The sequence below is a fragment of the Rahnella perminowiae genome (assembly GCF_019049695.1).
In the GTDB taxonomy this organism is placed as follows: Bacteria; Pseudomonadota; Gammaproteobacteria; order Enterobacterales; family Enterobacteriaceae; genus Rahnella; species Rahnella perminowiae.
Window position 1 is genome coordinate 1 of record NZ_JAFMOT010000161.1, and the last position, 20,294, is coordinate 20,294.

Below are 20,294 nucleotides of genomic sequence, written 5' to 3' on the forward strand. Positions count from 1 at the left end.
ACATCGTCACCTGAGATAATCAGCTGAGCACAAGAAAGACCTTGATTATAAGCATCTTGTACTGCACCTTGAAAATCTTTCTCAATAGCACTACTGTTTCCTTTTCGAGCCTCAATTGTTAATTTCTTAGATTTTGCCTGATAGATTATCGCCGAATCAGAGAAAGTGACTAATACATCAATCTCACCAAGAGTTTCATTTCGATTATTTATTATAAAAACATTTTTATATACATTTTTAGCACCAAAAATCCCAACCATCTTATTGTAAACATAATCCTCGACAAATTGACCACGATGCACTGCAGATTGAGGCCTGTATTTCTTATCATCATTCATCCAAAAAAATGGTGTTTCATAGATTGATTGAGACAATGAATATGGAATAAAGCAGTAATATCTATCCTCCTTGAAAAGTATTGGTCTGGCATTAAACTCATTGAAGTCACTAACGTTCATAAACCTCTTATTAGAATTTTCAACAGAAGAAAATAAACTTATTATTTCTTTTACTTTTCGATCATCCAATCCTGTTTTACTCGATATTTTCTCAATCGAAATCTCATAGGCCTGCAATAAATTTTCGCTATATAACCCTAAACCGCTATTCAAGAAATCAGTAACCTGATCAACTATTACAGAATTTATGCATCTACCAACAGAAATCAAATCACTGCATGAAAACCCCATATTTTCCTTAAACCATGAATCATCCAAAGCATACTTTTCACTTGCCATATCCAAGTATTGAAAATCATATGCAGACTCAGCAGAATAGAAAATACTCTCTTTTATAACTATATTCCCGGAATCATTATTTTTAGAGAACATTGCATTGTGCAATCTATTTAAACAATCATTTACATTATCAAGAAATTTTAATAACTCAAATTCTCCTGGGTAAGTAGTGTGTATGTCAGACTTCAATAATAAACCTGCAATCGTCGAAATCTCAGTTCTTATTAATCGTTCTTTTGTATATAGATGCTGTATATTCCCAGGGTTTAAGTCCTCTTCATACAGAGTTACGTTATTTATACATGTCAAAATTGCTAAAACATGAATAAATCCGTATGAGGTACATAACGACTCCAATTCGGAAAAAACTTCAGCTTCAGACCGTTTCATCATGAGAAAATCCCTCTATCATTTATGATATCAGACAATTTTTATCTGTCTTTTTATAGCCCACTACATCATACGCCATTCGAAAACTCAATTAGCTATTTCAGTGCGCGCGCGCAATTCTCCCCGCCTGCCCGCTGCTGACTTAGCTCACTGGTTTTAATGCATGAAGAAAAACCACTGAAAGCCAGTGTAGCAAGGGCTTAGAGCCATTTTGAGCACGCCTGATTGCATGCAAAACCATGCACCCTATGCATGCAGAGCTCACAAGGACAGGCTAGCCAGAGAAAAGGGTGTCAGGTGGAACGGTTTTGCACCGTATTAATGAAAAATCCGCCTTATTCGAAAGCGGCATTACAGCCTGATGCGTTGATTTTAAGGCCTGTTTTCGCATACATAAAATAACCGCTGCTTATCTACAAAACAGTCAATAATCACCAAAAATGCAATAACAACCTGATAGATAAAGACAAAAAAACGTCATAAGTCATAAAGAGTTTATTCAAAAATATTTTTTTGGACCAGTTTCCTATTCATCAAATTAATGGTTCTATTAAGATTAAACTCACTACATAAGTCAAACGCCATGGAAATTACCAAAAAGTTTATCCTGGAAGGGCTTGAACGACTTGATTTATGCGACCTAAAGGGTCGCCCTTACGATTGCTCATTCGAGTTGCTATCTGCTCCTCCAGAAAGAAAACGTCTAATCATCATGGGATTCAACGGTTCTCAAGCAGACGAATGCTTTACGAACAAACAAGCCATAATTCAAGGGTTTGACTCCCCCGACTTCTCAAATATTAAAGCCGGTATGGAGGGAGCCTGGGGGATAAAACATCTTGCGAACCGTTTATATAACATTCCGGAAGAACTTGGGTTTCGATGGTATGAGACCGTTTATACCAATGCATTACTTATGTGCTCCAAAGATGCAAACTCTGTTAAAAAAGCAGCGCTCAGCAGTCCGATTGGGAGCCTTAATAATCTTATCGAGAAATCAATGCGGTTCTTTGAAGAAGTTACGTTACCCTTATGCCAGCCCGAACTGATTATTGCGTATAGTAACGGAATGAACTCACATTCAGCAGCAAGGTTAATGAGCGATCATTTTGGGAAGGGGTGTAAACCTCAATATGTAAATCAAAGTAGCTACTACTCTACGTTCAGTTTTATGGCTCGTTTCAAACTATCAGATGTTCCTGTCATCGGTATACGACATATGTCACGCTTCAAACCTGACCTACAGCTCATCCGTAAAGCCTGGGAACTCCAACAATTATAATTAATAAAAGTCTCAGGTTTACGCACCTTATTTTCGGAATCGGTTTATGTTCAGGCATACACCACTACGCTTTTTTATTATTTGAAAAAAGCCAACTATTTATCTTAATTTCCGGAAGCCCGTTATCACCAGATAAGCCCGTTAACGCAAATAAAGCCGCCCCCCGAAAGGATTTGCGGCTTTATTATTGCTTCTCAACGTTCAGTCGCCTTCACTCCCCCGCTGTCGCAGGAATCTTTCTCTGCGGCAGTTTTTGGATACAGCTTCCACTTATGAATAGCTGTTACTGAAACGCCTATGTTTTTCCCCGCACATCTGCGCAACCCTCAGATCTGCCTGTTTTATTGATTCGTCAGCAGTCGTAAAGTCTGCACGGTTGATGGCGGAAGCGGCTAAAAATCAGACGACAATAATCTCTGTAGAGGTTTGTTTAAGCGCCCGTTGCACATCATCGCTGATACCGGTGTCAGTAATGATGGTGTCGATTTTTTCCATAGGGAGCACCAGGTTATAGCCGCGTCGTCCAAATTTGGTGGAATCTGTGACCACCACGACCCGCTGAGCAGCATCGGCCATGATACCGCTGATGCTATAGCCTTCATTAAATGTGGTGATCCCTGTTGCCGCATCCAGGCCATCAGCGCCGACAAACATGAGGTTTGCGACGATACCCTGCAATGCATATTCCGTAATGTTGCCATGCAGTGAGCGCGTTTTGTGACGCAGTGTTCCCCCGCAGACAACCAGCGTGATATCCGGGTTTTCGGATAACACAAAGGCAGCAGGTAAGTTATTAGTAATGACAGTGATATCACCCGCTTTCACCAACTCTTCAGCCAGCAGCATGGTGGTGCTGCCGCTGTCGAGGATCACGGTGTCACCCGACTTAACCAACCCTGCGGCAGTCTGAGCGATGCGTTTTTTCGGATCGCTGGCGTGAAGGTAACGCTCTTCCAGAACCATTTCATCCAGCGGTTTGTCGTGACCTGCCGTTTCTCTGGCAGTCCGCTTTGCCGCACCGCCATGAAAACGACTGAGCGCACCTTTTTGTTCCAGCAAACTCAGGTCGGAACGAATCGTAACCTCTGAAACTTCGAAAGCACTCGAAAGCTCAGCAACCAGAACACTGCCATTCTCATTCACTAAATCAATGATTCTATTGCGACGTTCATAAGTATTCATTATGGGTAATCCGAAAGGTCATATACCTCCCAGTGTAAACAAAAGGCACCTGAATGAGGAGTAAAAATTCCGCACGATGTGAATCACAGCAACTCCCGACAGGTTGCCGCTGCGCACGGCGATTTTATCTTTTCGTTTCACGAGACGCCTTCATAAACGAAAGCAATCGAATGCAATAAACTTACGAATTATTCCGATCATCATCACGAAATCTGCAAAACGCTATTGTTTGCCTTTCGGAAAGGTATGATCCTCTTCGGAAACAAACGGAGGCCTAAAATGAAAGACATTATTGCTAAACACAAGACAGGCGAAAGGATCGGCATCTGCTCAGTATGCTCTGCGCATCCGCTGGTGATTGAAGCTGCATTACGGGAAGATTTGCACACTGACCGCAAAGTGCTGATCGAGGCAACGTCCAACCAGGTCAATCAGTTTGGCGGCTATACGGGCATGCAACCCATTGATTTCCGAGATTTCGTTCTCGCCATTGCCGAGAGAATTGGATTCCCGTTACCGCGTCTGATTTTAGGGGGCGATCATCTGGGGCCAAACTGCTGGCAGCATGAAAACGCCGAAACAGCGATGGCAAAAGCACAAGACCTTATTGCGCGCTATGTCGAAGCCGGATTCAGCAAAATTCATCTGGATGCGTCCATGTCCTGTGCAGACGATCCTGTTCCTTTGGATCCTTTCGTCGTAGCTCAGCGTGCAGCGCGTTTATGTCAGGTCGCTGAAGAAGTGGCAACGCCACAGCAGAAAGCATTGCTGACCTATGTCATTGGCACTGAAGTCCCCGTCCCAGGCGGTGAGTCATCGGCGATCCAGCATGTTCATATCACCGAAACCAGAGATGCAAAAGCGACTCTGGAAATGCACCATCAGGCATTTCGCGAACTCGGGCTGAATGATGCCCTGGATCGGATCATTGCCATCGTGGTCCAGCCCGGCGTTGAATTCGATCACAGCCGCGTGATTCATTATCAGCCCGATCTTGCTCAGGAGCTGTCAGCTTATATTGCTGCCACACCTCTGGTTTATGAAGCCCATTCCACCGATTACCAGACCCGCGATTCTTACCGCAGTCTGGTGAAAGATCACTTCGCTATCCTGAAAGTGGGTCCTGCACTGACTTTTGCTTTGCGGGAAGCCGTTTTTTCCCTGGCCAACATTGAACAGGTATTGATTGCGCCAGAGTGCCGCAGCCAGATCCTGACGGTTATTGATGGCGTCATGCTGGATGAGCCCGGTTACTGGAAAAAGTATTACAACCCGACATTCAGCCTGTCACTTATCGATCTGCATTTCAGCTTATCCGATCGTATTCGCTACTACTGGCCTCATGTCCGTATCAACCGGGCGATGGACGTTTTAATGGCTAACCTGCGTTCAGCAGATATTCCGCTTGGTCTGCTGAGCCAATACCTGCCTGCTCAGTTTGAACGGGTGATGACCGGTGCACTTACCAGCGATCCGCATGAACTTATCATCGATAAAATTCAGGACGTTCTTCGCGCGTATCACTTCGGTTGCACGCCGTCGCAGACAGTATGTGAAGGAGTCTGCCATGCATAACTGCGCAATCTTCGTCAAAACCGGTATCAGTTTTGCGGATTATCACGAGGCACTCGCACACATCGGTGAACGTATGGTGCAGGAGGGCGTGGTGGAAACGACGTATCCGCAGGCGCTGATACATCGCGAGGCTGAATATCCAACCGGCATCCAGCTTGAACATCATGCTGTCGCCATTCCGCATTGCGAAGCCATTCATGCCCGCAGCCCGGCCATTTATCTGATCAGGCCAGATACCACAGTGGAATTTTTTCAGGCTGATGACGAAGGAACGATTTCCGCCAGACTCATCATTGCCCTGATTGTCACTCACCCGTCAGAACAGCTGAAGCTATTGCGTCAGTTATTCAGCCAGTTACAGGAACCTGTTTTTTTTGAACGTCTACTGACAGCTCCGGAAGAACAATTAGCCGCGCTTTTTGAACAGCACATTTTTCTGCCTGCTCCTGAGAAGCGATCCGCTGTGTGTACCTGAAAATACCATAAGCAATAACCCCGATGTCTTACCTACAAAAATAACATTTAAAACAATCTGTTAAGGAGCCTTACCGTGAAGCGAAAAATTATAGTCGCCTGTGGCGGAGCTGTTGCCACCTCTACGCTGGCAGCGGAGGAAATCAAAGAATTGTGTGAGGCACATGGCATACATGTGGATCTGGTGCAGTGCCGGGTAACAGAAATCGAAACCTATATGGACGGTGCTCATCTGATTTGTACCACCGCCAAAGTGGACCGGACATTTGGCAGTATTCCGGTTGTACATGGCATGCCGTTTATCTCCGGCGTGGGCATGGATACATTGCGCCAGCAAATACTGACCCTGTTACAGGAGTAAGTCATGTTTACCGACATCATGCGCTACATCCTCGATCTCGGCCCGACAGTCATGCTGCCTGGGGTGATCATCGTTTTCTCGCTGATATTAGGGATGAAACTTGGGGATTCATTTAAATCTGCCATTCACATTGGTATTGGTTTTGTCGGAATCGGTCTGGTCATCGGCCTGATGCTCGATTCCATCGGGCCTGCGGCAAAAGCCATGGCAGAGCATTTCGAAATTAACCTGCAGGTCGTCGATATTGGCTGGCCAGGCTCGTCGCCAATGACCTGGGCATCACAAATTGCGCTGGTTGCTATTCCGATTGCAATCGGTGTGAACATTGTGATGTTGCTGACGCGTATGACCCGTGTCGTCAATGTGGACATCTGGAATATCTGGCACATGACGTTCACAGGCGCCATGTTGCACCTTGCTACAGGCTCTTACTGGCTGGGGATCATGGGGGTGATTTTACATGCCGCATTCATCTACAAGCTGGGCGACTGGTTTGCAAAGGACACGCGTGATTTCTTTAATCTGGAAGGCATTGCTATCCCACATGGTTCCTCAGCCTATCTCGGGCCGATCGCAGTCCTGGTTGATACCGTCATTGAGAAGATCCCGGGGCTGAACAAAATTCACTTCAGTGCTGATGACGTGCAAAAGCGTTTCGGTCCGTTTGGTGAACCGGTCACCGTCGGTTTAGTGATGGGGCTGATTATTGGTTATCTCGCCGGGTACGACGTCAAAGGCATATTGCAGCTGGCCGTTAAAACCGCTGCAGTCATGCTTCTGATGCCACGGGTTATCAAACCGATAATGGACGGTTTAACGCCTATCGCCCGTCATGCCCGTACGCGTCTGCAGGCCCGCTTTGGCGGACAGGAGTTCCTGATTGGTCTGGATCCGGCGTTATTACTGGGTCATACCGCCGTGGTTTCCGCCAGCCTGATTTTTATCCCTCTGACAATTCTTATCGCTGTGCTTGTTCCCGGAAATCAGGTCTTGCCGTTTGGTGACCTCGCCACTATCGGTTTCTTCGTTGCCATCGCGGTTGCCGTGCATCAGGGCAACCTGTTCCGCACGCTGATTTCGGGCTGCATCATCATGAGTATCACGCTGTGGATAGCCACACAGACCATTGATTTGCACACCCAGTTGGCCGCGAATGCAGGTGCACTCACGGCTGGCGGAAGAGTGGCTTCACTCGATCAGGGTGGCTCGCCGATCACGTATTTACTCATCCAACTTTGCACACTTAAAAACATCGCAGGGCTGACTATCATCGGCGTTATTTACGCTATCGGCGTATTCCTGACATGGCGTCGCGCCCGTCAATTCACACAAACAGAAAAACGGGCAGCCGCTGCACTGGCTAACTCTTAACTTTCATCCCGGCGGGGGCATTCCCCGCCTAAGGAACCTGACTATGAAATCTGTCGTTGTACATGCTGACAGCAGACTAACTGTTGAAGAGCAACCTGCTCCCACGCTGAGTGCTCCCGATGAAGTTCTGGTTCGCATTGCCTACTCCGGGCTGTGCGGGTCCGATATTCCGCGTATTTTCGCCAGCAGCTCACATTTTTACCCCATCACATTGGGCCACGAATTTAGTGGCCACGTCATCAGCACCGGAGAAGATGTCACCGATTTACACGAGGGGGATGCCGTGGCCTGCGTACCTTTATTACCCTGTTTTCAGTGCGAAGAGTGCCGTCAAACAGCGTATTCCCAGTGTAAGCACTATCAGTTCATCGGCTCCCGACGCAGTGGCGGCCATGCTGAATTCATTGTGGTTTCGCGGAAAAATTTATTCAAATTGCCGGAAAATTTTTCCCTCCTGCAAGGTGCTTTTCTGGAACCGCTCACCGTTGGTTTGCATGCACTGAAACTGGCAGGAGGTTGTCAGGGTAAAGAGGTAATAGTGATTGGCGCGGGCACCATCGGGCAATTAGTTATTCAGGCCGCCAGCGCGCTGGGCGCGAAATCGGTGACAGCCATCGACATCAATCCGCAGCGCCTTGCCCTGGCAGAAGAAACAGGCGCAAGCCACGTTTATAACAGCGCAACGTGCAATGCTGATGACATCCGCCAGCAAACTCACGAAAGGCGCTTTAATCAGCTGATTGTTGAAACGGCAGGTACGGCACAAACCGTGGCTCTGTCTCTCAATATTGCCGGCCCCAAAGCGCAAATCGCGCTGGTCGGCACCTTACACAAAGAGCTGACGTTAGACGTCGCCACTTTCGGCCATATCCTGCGCAAAGAGCTGACTTTACTCGGCAGCTGGATGAATTATTCCTCTCCATGGCCGGGCAGTGAGTGGCGGCAGGCCATTCAGCTTTTTACTGAGAATAAACTCAGCCTTGAACCCCTGATCGCCAGTGTTGCCCGTCCGCAAGAGTTTATCCGGGAGGTCGCCGCGCTGGCTGGCAAGCCGATGACAGGAAAGATTCTGCTGGATATGACAGGAGGCCGATAAAATGTATCTGATTTCTAACAGAGAAATGCTGCTCGCGGCTCAGCGCGGGTGTTATGCCGTTCCTGCTTTTAACGTACATAATCTCGAGACGGTACAAGTTGTTGCAGAAACGGCGGCAGCCATGAGTTCCCCGGTGATCCTTGCCGGAACACCGGGGACATTGAGTTATGCTGGCACAGATTACCTGATCTCGATATGCCATGAGGCTGCGCGAAAGTATCGCATTCCACTGGCGTTGCATCTGGACCACCATGAGGATCAGGCCGATATCGGGAGCAAAGTCCGGGCCGGGATCCGCTCCGTAATGATCGATGCATCGCATTTTCCGCTGGCACAAAACATCCAACATGTGCGTGAAACTGTCCGGCTGTGTCATGCCTTTGATGCCAGTGTCGAAGCAGAACTCGGCCGACTTGGCGGACAAGAAGACGATCTGGTGGTAGAGGAAGGTGACGGTATTTTCACCGATCCCGTTGTGGCTAAGCATTTTGTTGAATCCACACGCATTGATTCACTGGCCGTTGCCATTGGCTCTGCGCATGGCCTGTATCAGGGGGAACCGAAGCTGGATTTCAGTCGCCTTGGGCAAATCCGCCAGCAGGTCGATATTCCGCTGGTGCTTCATGGTGCGTCCGGTATTCCTGAAAACATGATACGCCAGGCGATTGAACTGGGCATTTGCAAAGTCAATGTTGCCACCGAGCTGAAAATAGCCTTTGCCGGTGCGGTAAAAGAGTATTTTGCACGACATCCGGATGCGAATGATCCCCGCAAATACATCGTGCCCGGCAAACTGGCGATGCAAAAAGTGGTTGAGGAAAAAATCAGGATCTGTGGCAGTGCCGGGTGCTTATAACGGGCCTTTATTACTAAGCGGGTCAAACACCCGCTTTACAGATTTTTATTAAAGCGCCGGTTGCAGCCACCATTCCATTCTGATTTTATGGAAGTTCATTGATAGTAAAATGGAAACTGCTATGACCACCCTTAACCACTTTGGCCAACCCATTGGTGATGCCCTTCCCGACTGGCAACCCCGCGAACGACCTTCTCATGTTCAGCTTGATGGTCACTGGTGCCGCCTGGAACCTCTGAATACTGAACGCCATAGTCAGGATCTGTTTAAGGCCTGGCACAGCATTGATGATAACCGCGACTGGACGTATCTCTCCATCGATCGCCCTGCGACCCAGGCTGATTGCGATCTGTTCATTTCCCAACAGGCCAGAAGTGAGGATCCGCTGTTTTTCGCAGTTGTCGATATACAGACACAACGCGCAGTCGGCAGCGTTTCCCTGATGCGTATTGATGCCGTGAATGGCGTGGCCGAAATTGGCTGGGTGAACTGGTCTCCGCTGATGAAACGAACACGTTTTGGCACTGAAGCGATTTACCTGCTGCAACGTTATCTGTTCGATACGCTGAAATATCGCCGCTGCGAATGGAAATGCCACAGCCTGAATGAGCCGTCAAAACTGGCCGCGCAGCGTTTCGGGTTTCAATATGAAGGGATGTTCCGTCAGGCCATCGTCAATAAAGGGCATAACCGTGACACCTGCTGGTATTCCGTTCTCGACTCTGAATGGCCAGCCTCAAAAACCGCGTTTGAACGCTGGTTAAGTGCAGAGAATTTCACTGCCGAAGGTCAGCAAAAGCAGCGGCTGGAAGCACTGCGTCAGTGAAGATCACCTGCGTTATTCACTGACGCAGGCAGTATTTCGCCGCGAAGGGGATTTACAGTGCAGTCAGCACGCTGATATCAGGCCACGCATAAATTATATTAGGTGAGCGCCAGAGAGGCCCGGCATCGGTATAGCGCCCGGCTTCCCTGCCTCCCAGGGCACGGTAAAAGAGGATGGCGGGTTCGTTACCTTCCACCACACCAAGCCCTGCGCCCCGGAAACCCTCACCGGCCAGATGTCTTGCAGCCTCAGCGATTAACCGCTTGCCGATTCCCTGACGTTTGAACAGCGGGGAAACATACAGGAATTTGATTTCAGCCATGTTGCCAAATTCCGGGTTTGAGGAAGCCGACGCCAGACAAAATCCGGCGAAGACGCCGTCAGTTTCTGCAATGAAAATACCCTGACCGGCTACGGGATGTGCAAATTTATCCTGCCAGAAAGCCTGACGGCGCGGGACATCAAGCGCCGCAAAGGCCTCCGCAGGAGCAAGTTCACGATAAGTATCACGCCAGATGGCAACATGTAATTGGGCAAGCGCGTCGATATCTTTGGGTTCAGCAATCCGTAAAGTGCAGGCTGGCACGGCATCCCTCATTATAAAAAATCCACGAAATCATTAAGTCTGCTCAGTATAGTCAGCCCTTCTCTTCCCGCGCCAGCAAACTTCGTTTTCGTTCCACGCCCCAGCGATAACCAGAAATATTGCCGCCGGTTTTCACCACCCGATGGCAGGGGATTGCAACTGCCAGCAGGTTCGCGGCACAGGCTCCGGCCACCGCGCGGACTGATTTCGGCGAACCGATTTTATGGGCAATTTCGGCATAACTGGCGGTGCTTCCCGGCGGGATATCACGCAGTGCCTGCCAGACACGCTGCTGGAAAGCCGTACCGCGAATATCCAGCGGCAAATCCAGACCGATATGTGGCGCTTCCACAAAGCCGATGACCGAGGCAATTCGCCGCTCGAAATCCGGATCGCCACCCAATAATTCTGCCTGTGGAAAACTGTTTTGCAGTTCGTTAATCAGCTTCTCAGGATCATCCCCCAGCAAAATAGCGCAAATCCCCCGCTGACTTTCGGCGACCAGTATATCGCCCAGAGAAGATTTGCCGATGGCAAACCAGACGCGGACATCGCGACCACCCGATCGGAAATTTTGTGGCGTCATGCCCAGCGTCGCTGCAGAGGTTTCATAAAACCGGCCATCGGAAGGATAGCCCGCCGCATGGATCGCCTCGGTGACCGTCGCGGAATGTGTCAGGTTTTCGCGTACGCGTCGTGCCCGCTGCGCCTGTTGGTATTTTTTAGGCGTCAGGCCGGTTTGCGCTTTAAACAGGCGATGAAAATGATAGGCGCTGATGCCCACCCCGGCAGCCAACTGATTCAACGTCAGCATGTCGGCTGATTGTTCCAGCAACCGGCAGGCCTGAGCCACGCGCTGAGCATGAAACTGCGCCAGTGAAATCAGCCCCTGACGGCAGCGCTTGCAGGGACGAAATCCTGCCTGTTCTGCGGCTTCGGCATCATCAAAATAAAGAATATTTTCCGGATTCGGCTGGCGGGACGGGCACGAAGGTGCACAGTAAATCCCCGTGGTTTTGACTGCATAAACAAATCTGCCATCAGCCTTTACATCACAACTGACTACTGCCTGCCAGCGCGGATCCTGGCTCTGCACACGGGTGGAGTTTTCCCCTGTCTTATTTTTAACAACGCCTGTTTTATCTGACATTTTCTGCCTCACATTACCGACTGGATAACGGTCAGCATAAGCCGCCGTTAACACCCGTACCCTCCGGCTCTTGCTTTCTCATTCTGCACCAAGCATTCAGCCTGCAACCGGTTTTAAGGGCGTCTCGAGGATCATCTGATAAAAGGCCAGATCCAGCCAGCGATCAAATTTGAAAGCCGCCTGTTTAATCGTGCCGGCATGACTGAATCCATTTTTTTCGTGCAGGGCAATGCTGCCACTGTTAGCCGCATCAATGGCACCAATCAGAGTGTGTACGCCCCTCTCCCGCGCGACATCAACCAGCGCGTTCAGCAGGATTTTGCCCAATCCTTTGCCACGGTGATCTTTATGAATATAAATCGAATGTTCGACCGAATATTTATACGCAGGCCAGGCGCGGAACGTGCCGTAACTGGCAAAACCCAGCAACGCACCCTGTTCGTCCTGCAGTCCGATCACCGGAAAATTATGGGTCAGTTTAGTCGCAAACCAGGCTGTCATACTGTCGATGTGGCGCGGTTTATAATCATAAAGCGCCGTGGATGTCAGGATCGCCTCATTAAAAATATCCAAAATTGCCACAGCATGCTGGCGTTCAGTGCAGGTAATCATTTTCATCAGTCATTCCCGTTGGCTTCCGTTATGCGGTAAATTCCACTATAGTAGAATTAATTCCACAAAAGTAAACAACGGAACTGACCTTATGTCAATCGACCAATTGATCGCCACACGCCTGCAGGCTTTGCGAAAAGCGCAGGGTTTAAGTCTCGAACAACTCTCCGGCAGTTCGGGCGTCAGTAAGGCAATGATTTCGAAAATTGAACGGCAGGACAGCAGCCCGAGTGCCAGTCTGTTAGGCCGCCTCGCGGCCAGTCTGGGCGTTTCGCTGGCGCAGCTACTTTCAGAAGATAACGAACAGCCCGCCCCCTTGCGTCCGCTGGCGCAACAGGAAATCTGGCAGGATCCGGATATCGGTTATCTGCGACGTCAGGTAACCGCACATCAGGAAAACGGCGGCCCGGAACTGGTTGAAATCACGCTGCCCGCCGCCGCCCGCATCAGTTATCCTGGCTGGAATCATCAGGCCTATAAACAACGTTTATGGCTGGTAGAAGGGACGCTGACCATAGATTATGGTGCTGAAAAATATGCCTTATCGGCGGGTGATGCACTGACGTTTGGCGTGGATTTGCCCATCACATTCAGTAATCCCGGCGCTGAGCCTTGCCGGTATCTGCTGGTCATGAGCGACAAATAGCTTCCACATTTTCCAGCAGCGCCAGCGCACGGTCGTGCTGACGGCGAAAACGCGTCGTCATCATCAGCCACATTTCCGGTGAGGTATCTTCCCGCCGTGCAGCCAGTTCCTGAAAACCGGGGAAGGCACCGCCGCGATAACTCAGGTCGTAATGGAAATCGTCTACGGAGCTGTAACGCAGACGATGCAAACCGGCAATCGCCTGCTTCATCTGAGGCTGCCAGATCTGTGGCTCCGTCTGCCAGTTGGTGGTCAGTTCACTCAAAACAGGCTGTAATTGCTGTAATTTTTCAGCCACGGCGGAGAGATCAAATTCAGGTGAAACGCTGGCGGCCAGTTCTGCCAGCGATTGCTGTAAACCGTTCAGATACGTCAGCGGATCCAGCGGTAGCGCGGTCTGTGTCAGCAGACCTTCCAGCCAGTACGCGTGGATTTGTGTATCTCGCCACAGAATATTCAAATCCACTTTATCGTAAGTGTCATCTTGCGTGTGCCACCACCAGCCACCGCCACTGCCTGGCGACTGACTGGTTTTTTCCAGCGGGATTTCGCGAAAGGCAAAATGCAGCGGCACACCACAGCCCCAGAATGACTGATCGCCGCCTTTGCCCGGAGGGATAATGCACTGCGCCGGGTCGCCGGTCACGGCTTCCACCGCCGCATTTAAAAAGGACTGTGATTCCGCACCGCTGGCATTGAGCACAATATTCACCGCATCCTGACACCCCGGTGAATCGACGTTAATGTGCGCCACGCAATGCTGTTTCAGTGACTGGCGGTAGTTATCGGCATACCAGGTGGAGCCTCCATAGCGGGCGTTAGAATGCCCGGGCCACCAGATAATCCGCAACCCGCGCAGCAACCTTTGCGGCTGCTGATGAAAATGGATGGCCATCGCCAGACAAAGCGCATTACCGGTCGCGTTGTCCGTAACCCCCTCATGCCAGGAATCGTAATGTGAGGAGAGGAGTACGAATTCCGGCGTACTGCCGGGAATATCCACCACCGGCATGCTGCATCCGGCGACGTGAAAATTCAGTTCCGTGGCAATTTCCAGCCTCATCAGCGGATGTTGCTGTAACTTCTTTAACAAATGCTGACCGTCCTGGTGATTAACGGAAATCACCGGCAGGCGCGGATAACGCAGAAAATCATCCGGTTCCGGCGTTCCCCAGACCGGTCCGACAGTTTCTTCATGCAACGCTGTTTCAGCCGAGCCCCAAATATGAATAAGTCCGGCGGCACCTGCGGCACACAGGCGTTGTACATAATCTTCAAAACCCTGGCCGGCAATCACGATTTTGCCTTTTACCTCCTGCGCCCAACGTTGCCATTCATGATCTGTACGTGATTTACAGGCACCGGCATCGTAATAGCCGTGCCCCTCCACGCCCTGCGGGCAATGCGCCGAGAATGAACGGGTTTTGGCATTGCACTGCCATTGCGGAAACTCAGGCAGACGCAACCTTCCGGCCAGCGGATCGCTGAGATACAGCGGGCAATGCAACAGCCGCGCATCCAGACCTTGCTCCTGCAACACAGACACCATGTGCTGCGCCGCCCGCTCCGCATCATCGCAGCCGGAAAGCCGGTGCAACGTGGAAAATTCACGCAACAGCCCATCCATCAGGGGTAATAAAAATTCACGAACCGGCTGGCGCAATCCCATGATTATTTAACCTTTTCCTGATGAACCGATATGTCCAGCGGACCGAAGTAATGGGTCTTAATCTTTTCCCAGGTACCGTCAGCCATGATTTTTGCCAGGCCATCATTGAGCAGTTTTTTGATGTGATCATCGCCTTTACGCAGGCCGTACGACGAACCGATGCTGAACAGTTTATCGTCACGCACTTCCGGGCCGGTCAGGGTAAAATTCCTGCCTTCCGGTTTGTTGAGGAAGCCAAAAGTCACCGCCACCGCCGGGCTGAGCGCACCGTCCAGGCGTCCGGCCACCAGATCCTGATAAATGGTGTCCTGATCGGCATACGCCACCACATCCACTCCTTTCGGCTGCCAGAAAGTATTGGCATACATTTCCTGAATCGAACCCTGCTGAACCGCGATACGCTTACCCTGCAACGATTCCGGCGTCGGCAACAGCGGGCTGCCTTTTTGCACCACCAGTTTGGTCGGGATGTGATACACAAAATCGCTGAAGTCGATCACTTTGCGGCGTTTTTCGGTCGCCCCCTGCGGCGAAATGAAATCCACTTTTTTGGCAATCAGCGAAGGGATTTCCGCGTCAAAGCTGCTGACCACATAGTCACATTTGACTTTCATCTCTTTGCAGATGGCGTTGGTGACATCAATTTCAAAGCCGGTCGGCGTCCCCGCAGCATCACGGAACTGGAACGGCGGATAACTTAAATCAGCGCCGACACGCAGCGTTTCGCCTTCGGCATGCGCCAGTGCGCTGCCCAAGATCATTGCCATAAGGGCAGCCACTTGTATTTTTTTCATCATTATCCTGTCCTCATACCCAAGGTTATTATTTTGATTGTGAACTTAAAAACGGGACTTCCAGTTTAAAAACTCTTCCCGTACGGCCTGAAGTTTTGCGCCGTCCTGACACAGATCAACTGTCGTCATCGCCAGCGCTTTTGCCGCCTGCAACATAGCCTGCAGACCGGCTTCGGAACCGGCAGCTTCGGCAAATTCCGGTGTATGTGGCAGCACATCACCAATACGGATATACGGGTGGATCGCCGCCGTTACCTGGCTGACGTTGCCGATATCAGAAGAACCGATCCCGCCACTGAGCGGCGGCGGAACCACTTCTACGCCGAGGATGTCCAGATTTTGTTTAAAGTGTTCCGCCAGCGTCAGGTTGTTATTGCGCTCGGCGTAGGTCAGCCCTTCTTCAATTTCCAGCCGCGCACCGGCCATCAGCGCCGCACCCCGCGCCGCATCAAACACTTTTTGTTTGACGGTACTGAGACCCCTGACCGTTTCAGCGCGCATCAGGAATTTCGCTTCCGCATAAGCCGGAACAATATTGGTCGCACTGCCACCATCGGAAATAATGCCGTGTACGCGCACATCGTCGGTGAACAACTGACGCAGGGCATTAATGCCGTTGAAGGTGTGGATCACCGCATCGAGCGCGCTGATCCCGTTCTGGGGAGCTGATGCCGCATGCGCCGCTTTGCCATAGAATTTAAATACCGCATCCACACATGCCAGCCCGCCGCGTACCACCATGGTTTTATCGCGCGGATGGAACATCATCACCGCGTCGACATGGTCGAAAATGCCTTTCTCGCTGAGAATAATTTTCCCGCCGCCCTCTTCCTCTGCCGGTGTACCGATCACTTCCAGCTTGCCGGTCAGCAGATGCGATTGTTGTTTCAGCGCCAGCGCGGCCGTCACGGACGCCGTGCCAATCAGGTTATGTCCGCAGGCGTGCCCCAGTTCCTTCAGCGCATCGTATTCCGCCAGCAACGCGATCACAGGGCCCGGCTTGCCGCTGTCAAACGTCGCGCGGAATGCCGTCGGCAAGCCGCCCGACTGAACCTCAATCTCAAATCCTGCCGCCCGCAGTGGCGCAATCAGTGCCGCTGCCGATTCGGCTTCCTCAAAGCTGAGTTCAGGGTTGGCATGAATGCTCAGCGCCAGCGCACTGGCCTGTGCTGCGAGAGAATCCACAGCTGCGATAATCTCAGCTTTCTGTTCTTTGGCGTGATGAACCGATGTAGTGCAACCAGACATGTTTTATTCCCTGCGATGGTGCAAGACCAAAAATTATTTTCGGGTGAATGCAACTTGGTGCGACGATGACGCGCCGCTACACCAACAGAAATAGGGCTTTTACTGTGTCCGGTCAAATTGAGCCTTTTTATCTGTTGCGCTTTTTACGCAAAAAATATTTTATGGAGGAAGGATTTTACGGGTGGCGAAAAAACGATGAACGAGAAAGACTGGCTGATATTGCGGGCGGTATATCAGCATAAAAATATCACCCGTGCGGCGGAACAGCTTTATACCTCACAACCCGCGCTCAGTTACCGTTTACGCCAGATTGAACGCAAGCTGGCGATCCGTCTGTTTGAAGAAGGACAAAAAGGACTGACCTTCAGCGCACAGGGCGAATATCTCGCGCAACACGCCGTCACCGTGCTCAATGATTTACAGCAACTGAAACTCAATCTGCACAGTCTGGATCAGGAGCAGCAGGGAGAGATTTCACTGGGCGTGTCGAGCAACTACGCGGCGTACCGTCTTCCGCCATTGCTCAGCCAGTTCCGGCAGACACATCCGGGGATCCGTGTGAATCTGATGAGCGGTTTTAGCGAGGAGATCATTCAGAAGCTGTTGCGCGGGGAAATTGATATCGCGCTGGTGAAGGACGATTTTAACTGGAAGGAAAGCAAGCATCTGATTGAAGAAGATGATTACGTGCTGGTCAACAGTCAGGATTTTGATTTCGCCCTGTTGCCGCACATGCCGCAGATAAAAATTCACCACGGTGCGCACGTGACGCAACTGATTGAACGCTGGTGGAATGCCAACTTTTCGCATGCACCGACTGTCACAATGGAAGTCGACAAACTGGAAGTGTGCATGGCGATGGTGGAACACGGACTGGGTTACGCGATTGTCGCTCCTTATTTACCGCTGCCGGAGCATTTTTACCGCCGCCCGATCACAGTGGACGGCGCGACGGTAAAAAACCGCACCTGGTTGCTGCACCGCCATAACCTGCATGCCACACCGTACATGCAGGCGTTTATACATCTGTTACAAACGGCGCAACACGGGCTGATGCCCCGCTGATCAGAGATCTAACGTGCCGTCGATCAGCGTACAGCTATCGCCGCCGATCCACGGTTCGCCATCCACAAAGGTGACAGTCACGCGGCCATCGCGCTGGAGCTTCGTTCCCTGACGCACGCGGTAGGTTTGTGCCATATGCGCACCATCCGGGAAATTCGCCGCTTTCAGCACCCGCGCCAGACAGGCATTGGCGCTGCCGGTGACCGGATCTTCTTTCAGCACACCGTTTTCGTCGATAATCGCCCGCACTTCATAATCCGCCGGGCCGTTTTTATCGTGTAAACCATAGACTGCGATACCGTTAATCCCCAGCTGTGTTTGCAGCTGACTGACCGCGGCGGCATCGGCCGTGATATTCAGACAGTCCTGCGCACTTTCCATTCGCACGACCAGCCAGATGATGCCCATATCGACCGATACCGGCATGACGTCAGCCTGAATGTTGCCGCCGCGCAGCGCGGTTCCCAGCAACGCATGATGTTCAGTCTCCAGCGGTTTCAGTTGTGCAGGCGGAGCGGAAAATGCCTGACCGCCTTCTGCCAGCTGTTTTACCTGCACCAACCCGACACCGCATTCCTGCACCAGATAACCAGAATTTTTAGGCTTCAGCCCGCTTTGCAACAGCGCATATGCCGTACCCAGCGTCGGATGTCCGGCGAACGGCAGCTCTTTGTCAGTAGTGAAAATCCGCACGCGGTAATCCGCTTCGGGTAATGTCGGTTTGATCACAAACGCCGTTTCCGCAAGATTGGTCCAGCGGGCCATGGCAAACATTTCGGCATCCGTCAGCCCTTCCGAATCGAGTATTACGGCCAGTGCATTGCCTTTGAGCGGCTCAGCGGTGAACACATCAACTTGTTTAAAACGACGCAAGCGGGTCATAGCAAATCCTTTTTAATCGTTGAGTAAGAAAAGGCAAAGTGAATGCATAGAGCAATATTTCAATAAGCTATCGGGAAAAAGGCCAGTCGCTGTCGGCTGACCTATGCTTAATAACATTGTTTCCAAAGTATCCTAAAAACATAAGGAATAGAAAGATGCCCGTGAAGGATTTGGTTGGTATTGGTATCGGTCCCTTTAATCTCAGTCTCGCCGCCATGGCAAAAGACACGGAAAAACTCAACGCTGCTTTCTTCGACGCTAACCCGGAATTCAGCTGGCATCCCGGTATGTTATTACCCACGGCGACCATGCAGACCTACGTCCTGCAGGATCTGGTCACTACCGTTGCGCCGCGCAGCGAATTCTCGTTTATTAATTATCTGGTTGAGCAGAAGAAAATTTACCGTTTTCTGGCCACGGAACAGCTGATCATCAGCCGCGATGAGTTTTCCGATTATCTGCGCTGGGCGTGCGACCGCATTACGGGTTTGCATTTTTCCGAACCGGTTGAGCGGATTGATTTCGACGATAAGCGGCAGGAATTTATCGTGCAGAGTGAAAAAGGCAAGCACCGCGCGCGCAATATTTGCCTCGGCACCGGTCATGCACCGTGGATCCCTAAACCGGCACGGGCAGCACTGGGGGATAACTGTTTTCATGCTGCAGAAATAGAACTGCGTGAGCCTGATTTCACCGGTAAACGGGTGGTAGTAGTCGGCGGTGGACAGAGCGGTGCCGACATCGTTCTTAACGCACTGAGCGGCCACTGGGGCGAATTCACCGAACTGAGCTGGATATCCCGGCGCCCTAATTTTCAGCCACTGGATGAATCAATTTTCACCAATGAATATTTTACCCCGGAGTATGTGAACTACTTTTATACGCTGCCGGAAGAGGTGCGCGAGCAGGAAATAGAAACGCAAAAACTGCCTTCTGACGGCATCAGTTATCACACGCTGGAAGACATCTATAAGCAGCTTTACCACCGTTTCGACGTGCTGCATCAGCCGCGTAACGTGCGTTTGTTGCCCCACCGCGCATTGGATCATATCGTGCGTAATGCGACTGGCGATTTCAGTTTGCAGGCAAAGCACGGGCTGGAAAAATGCGAGGAACATTTCAGTGCCGATATCGTGATCCTGGCGACCGGGTACCGCCCCGGTTTACCGGATTATCTTGAACCGCTGCTGGCACGTATTCCTTATGACCGCGAGCAACATTTGCCGCTGCAGCCGAATTTCAATCTGCGCTGGGATGGTCCGGAGCAGAACCGCATTTACGCAGTGAATGCCGGGATCCACAGCCACGGCAGTGCCGAAGGGCAACTGACGCTGACCGCGTGGCGCTCGGCAAAAATCCTTAATCATTTGCTGGGCGAGGCACATTACGATCTGCGGCCGGTGCCCTCGCTGGTCCAGTGGTGGTCAGATACGCCCCATAAATAGCGAGCACAAAAAAGCGGAGCATCGGGCTCCGCGTTTCCTTTTCTTAA

General features: G+C 50.9%; 19 protein-coding genes and 1 pseudogene. 11 read left to right on the forward strand and 9 right to left on the reverse strand.

From position 1 onward, the window contains the following. Nucleotides 1-1,130: pseudogene (locus J1781_RS05835) on the reverse strand (zinc chelation protein SecC); the annotation flags it as partial. A gap of 580 nt (nt 1,131-1,710) precedes the next feature. On the opposite strand from J1781_RS05835, the gene J1781_RS05840 reads away from it, so the two are divergent. Further along, on the forward strand, nt 1,711-2,409 hold the full coding sequence (locus J1781_RS05840) for a hypothetical protein (RefSeq protein WP_238483477.1): 699 nt from the start codon (nt 1,711-1,713) through the stop codon (nt 2,407-2,409). 399 nt (nt 2,410-2,808) lie between these two features. On the opposite strand, the gene J1781_RS05845 is transcribed toward J1781_RS05840, so the two are convergent. Next, nucleotides 2,809-3,591 (reverse strand): DeoR/GlpR family DNA-binding transcription regulator, encoded by a 783-nt coding sequence (locus J1781_RS05845; RefSeq protein WP_129952969.1) that lies wholly within the window; start codon nt 3,589-3,591, stop codon nt 2,809-2,811. A 279-nt stretch (nt 3,592-3,870) separates the two neighbouring features. On the opposite strand from J1781_RS05845, the gene gatZ reads away from it, so the two are divergent. The 7 genes from gatZ to J1781_RS05880 all read left to right on the forward strand — a co-directional run bounded on the left by gatZ (nt 3,871) and on the right by J1781_RS05880 (nt 10,150). Beyond that, a complete protein-coding gene (gene gatZ / locus J1781_RS05850) occupies nt 3,871-5,166 on the forward strand; it encodes a tagatose-bisphosphate aldolase subunit GatZ (RefSeq protein ID WP_217139393.1) in 1,296 nt (431 codons plus the stop codon). After that, a complete protein-coding gene (gene gatA / locus J1781_RS05855) occupies nt 5,159-5,641 on the forward strand; it encodes a PTS galactitol transporter subunit IIA (protein WP_217233320.1) in 483 nt (160 codons plus the stop codon). The genes gatZ and gatA overlap by 8 nt, the downstream gene beginning before the upstream one ends. 75 nt (nt 5,642-5,716) lie before the next feature. Continuing rightward, a complete protein-coding gene (gene gatB / locus J1781_RS05860; RefSeq protein WP_129991434.1) occupies nt 5,717-6,001 on the forward strand; it encodes a PTS galactitol transporter subunit IIB in 285 nt (94 codons plus the stop codon). A gap of 3 nt (nt 6,002-6,004) precedes the next feature. Beyond that, nucleotides 6,005-7,372 carry a galactitol-specific PTS transporter subunit IIC gene (locus J1781_RS05865; RefSeq protein WP_129952973.1) on the forward strand — a complete coding sequence of 456 codons (1,368 nt, stop codon included), beginning with the start codon at nt 6,005-6,007 and terminating at the stop codon, nt 7,370-7,372. A gap of 43 nt (nt 7,373-7,415) precedes the next feature. Next, nucleotides 7,416-8,468, forward strand: a complete 1,053-nt coding sequence (gene gatD, locus J1781_RS05870; RefSeq protein ID WP_217220052.1) for a galactitol-1-phosphate 5-dehydrogenase — start codon at nt 7,416-7,418, stop codon at nt 8,466-8,468. 1 nt (nt 8,469) lies between these two features. Further along, entirely contained in the window at nt 8,470-9,324 is an 855-nt protein-coding gene (locus J1781_RS05875) for a tagatose bisphosphate family class II aldolase (protein WP_217139395.1), read from the forward strand. Between the two features lie 121 nt (nt 9,325-9,445). Further along, nucleotides 9,446-10,150, forward strand: a complete 705-nt coding sequence (locus J1781_RS05880; RefSeq protein WP_217233321.1) for a GNAT family N-acetyltransferase — start codon at nt 9,446-9,448, stop codon at nt 10,148-10,150. A 52-nt stretch (nt 10,151-10,202) separates the two neighbouring features. Here J1781_RS05880 and J1781_RS05885 read toward each other — a convergent pair whose 3' ends face one another. The 3 genes from J1781_RS05885 to J1781_RS05895 form a co-directional block, all read right to left on the reverse strand. After that, the gene (locus J1781_RS05885) at nt 10,203-10,736 is read right to left on the reverse strand and encodes a GNAT family N-acetyltransferase (protein WP_129991431.1); all 534 of its coding nucleotides are present in this window, start codon (nt 10,734-10,736) and stop codon (nt 10,203-10,205) included. Between the two features lie 52 nt (nt 10,737-10,788). Then, entirely contained in the window at nt 10,789-11,886 is a 1,098-nt protein-coding gene (gene ada / locus J1781_RS05890; protein ID WP_217233322.1) for a bifunctional DNA-binding transcriptional regulator/O6-methylguanine-DNA methyltransferase Ada, read from the reverse strand. Nucleotides 11,887-11,982: 96 nt separating this feature from the next. Next, nucleotides 11,983-12,504 (reverse strand): GNAT family N-acetyltransferase, encoded by a 522-nt coding sequence (locus J1781_RS05895; RefSeq protein ID WP_129952979.1) that lies wholly within the window; start codon nt 12,502-12,504, stop codon nt 11,983-11,985. A gap of 85 nt (nt 12,505-12,589) precedes the next feature. On the opposite strand from J1781_RS05895, the gene J1781_RS05900 reads away from it, so the two are divergent. Further along, nucleotides 12,590-13,144, forward strand: a complete 555-nt coding sequence (locus tag J1781_RS05900) for a helix-turn-helix domain-containing protein (protein ID WP_129952980.1) — start codon at nt 12,590-12,592, stop codon at nt 13,142-13,144. On the opposite strand, the gene J1781_RS05905 is transcribed toward J1781_RS05900, so the two are convergent. From J1781_RS05905 to J1781_RS05915, 3 genes are read right to left on the reverse strand one after another with little or no spacing between them, the layout of a single operon-like run. Then, a complete protein-coding gene (locus J1781_RS05905; RefSeq protein WP_217233323.1) occupies nt 13,128-14,813 on the reverse strand; it encodes a M28 family peptidase in 1,686 nt (561 codons plus the stop codon). The two genes, J1781_RS05900 and J1781_RS05905, sit on opposite strands and share 17 nt — an antisense overlap. 2 nt (nt 14,814-14,815) lie before the next feature. Continuing rightward, entirely contained in the window at nt 14,816-15,610 is a 795-nt protein-coding gene (locus tag J1781_RS05910) for a transporter substrate-binding domain-containing protein (protein ID WP_217220059.1), read from the reverse strand. A gap of 42 nt (nt 15,611-15,652) precedes the next feature. Further along, entirely contained in the window at nt 15,653-16,855 is a 1,203-nt protein-coding gene (locus J1781_RS05915) for a M20 family metallopeptidase (RefSeq protein WP_217233324.1), read from the reverse strand. A 195-nt stretch (nt 16,856-17,050) separates the two neighbouring features. Between J1781_RS05915 and J1781_RS05920 the strand changes: the two genes are divergently transcribed. Further along, a complete protein-coding gene (locus J1781_RS05920) occupies nt 17,051-17,920 on the forward strand; it encodes a LysR family transcriptional regulator (RefSeq protein WP_129952984.1) in 870 nt (289 codons plus the stop codon). Here the strand turns inward: J1781_RS05920 and J1781_RS05925 are convergent, their stop codons facing one another. Beyond that, a complete protein-coding gene (locus J1781_RS05925) occupies nt 17,921-18,802 on the reverse strand; it encodes a PhzF family protein (protein ID WP_217233325.1) in 882 nt (293 codons plus the stop codon). Between the two features lie 155 nt (nt 18,803-18,957). Here J1781_RS05925 and J1781_RS05930 point away from each other — a divergent pair, with 155 nt between their 5' ends. Continuing rightward, entirely contained in the window at nt 18,958-20,247 is a 1,290-nt protein-coding gene (locus tag J1781_RS05930; protein WP_217220061.1) for a lysine N(6)-hydroxylase/L-ornithine N(5)-oxygenase family protein, read from the forward strand. Nucleotides 20,248-20,294 lie beyond the last annotated feature (47 nt).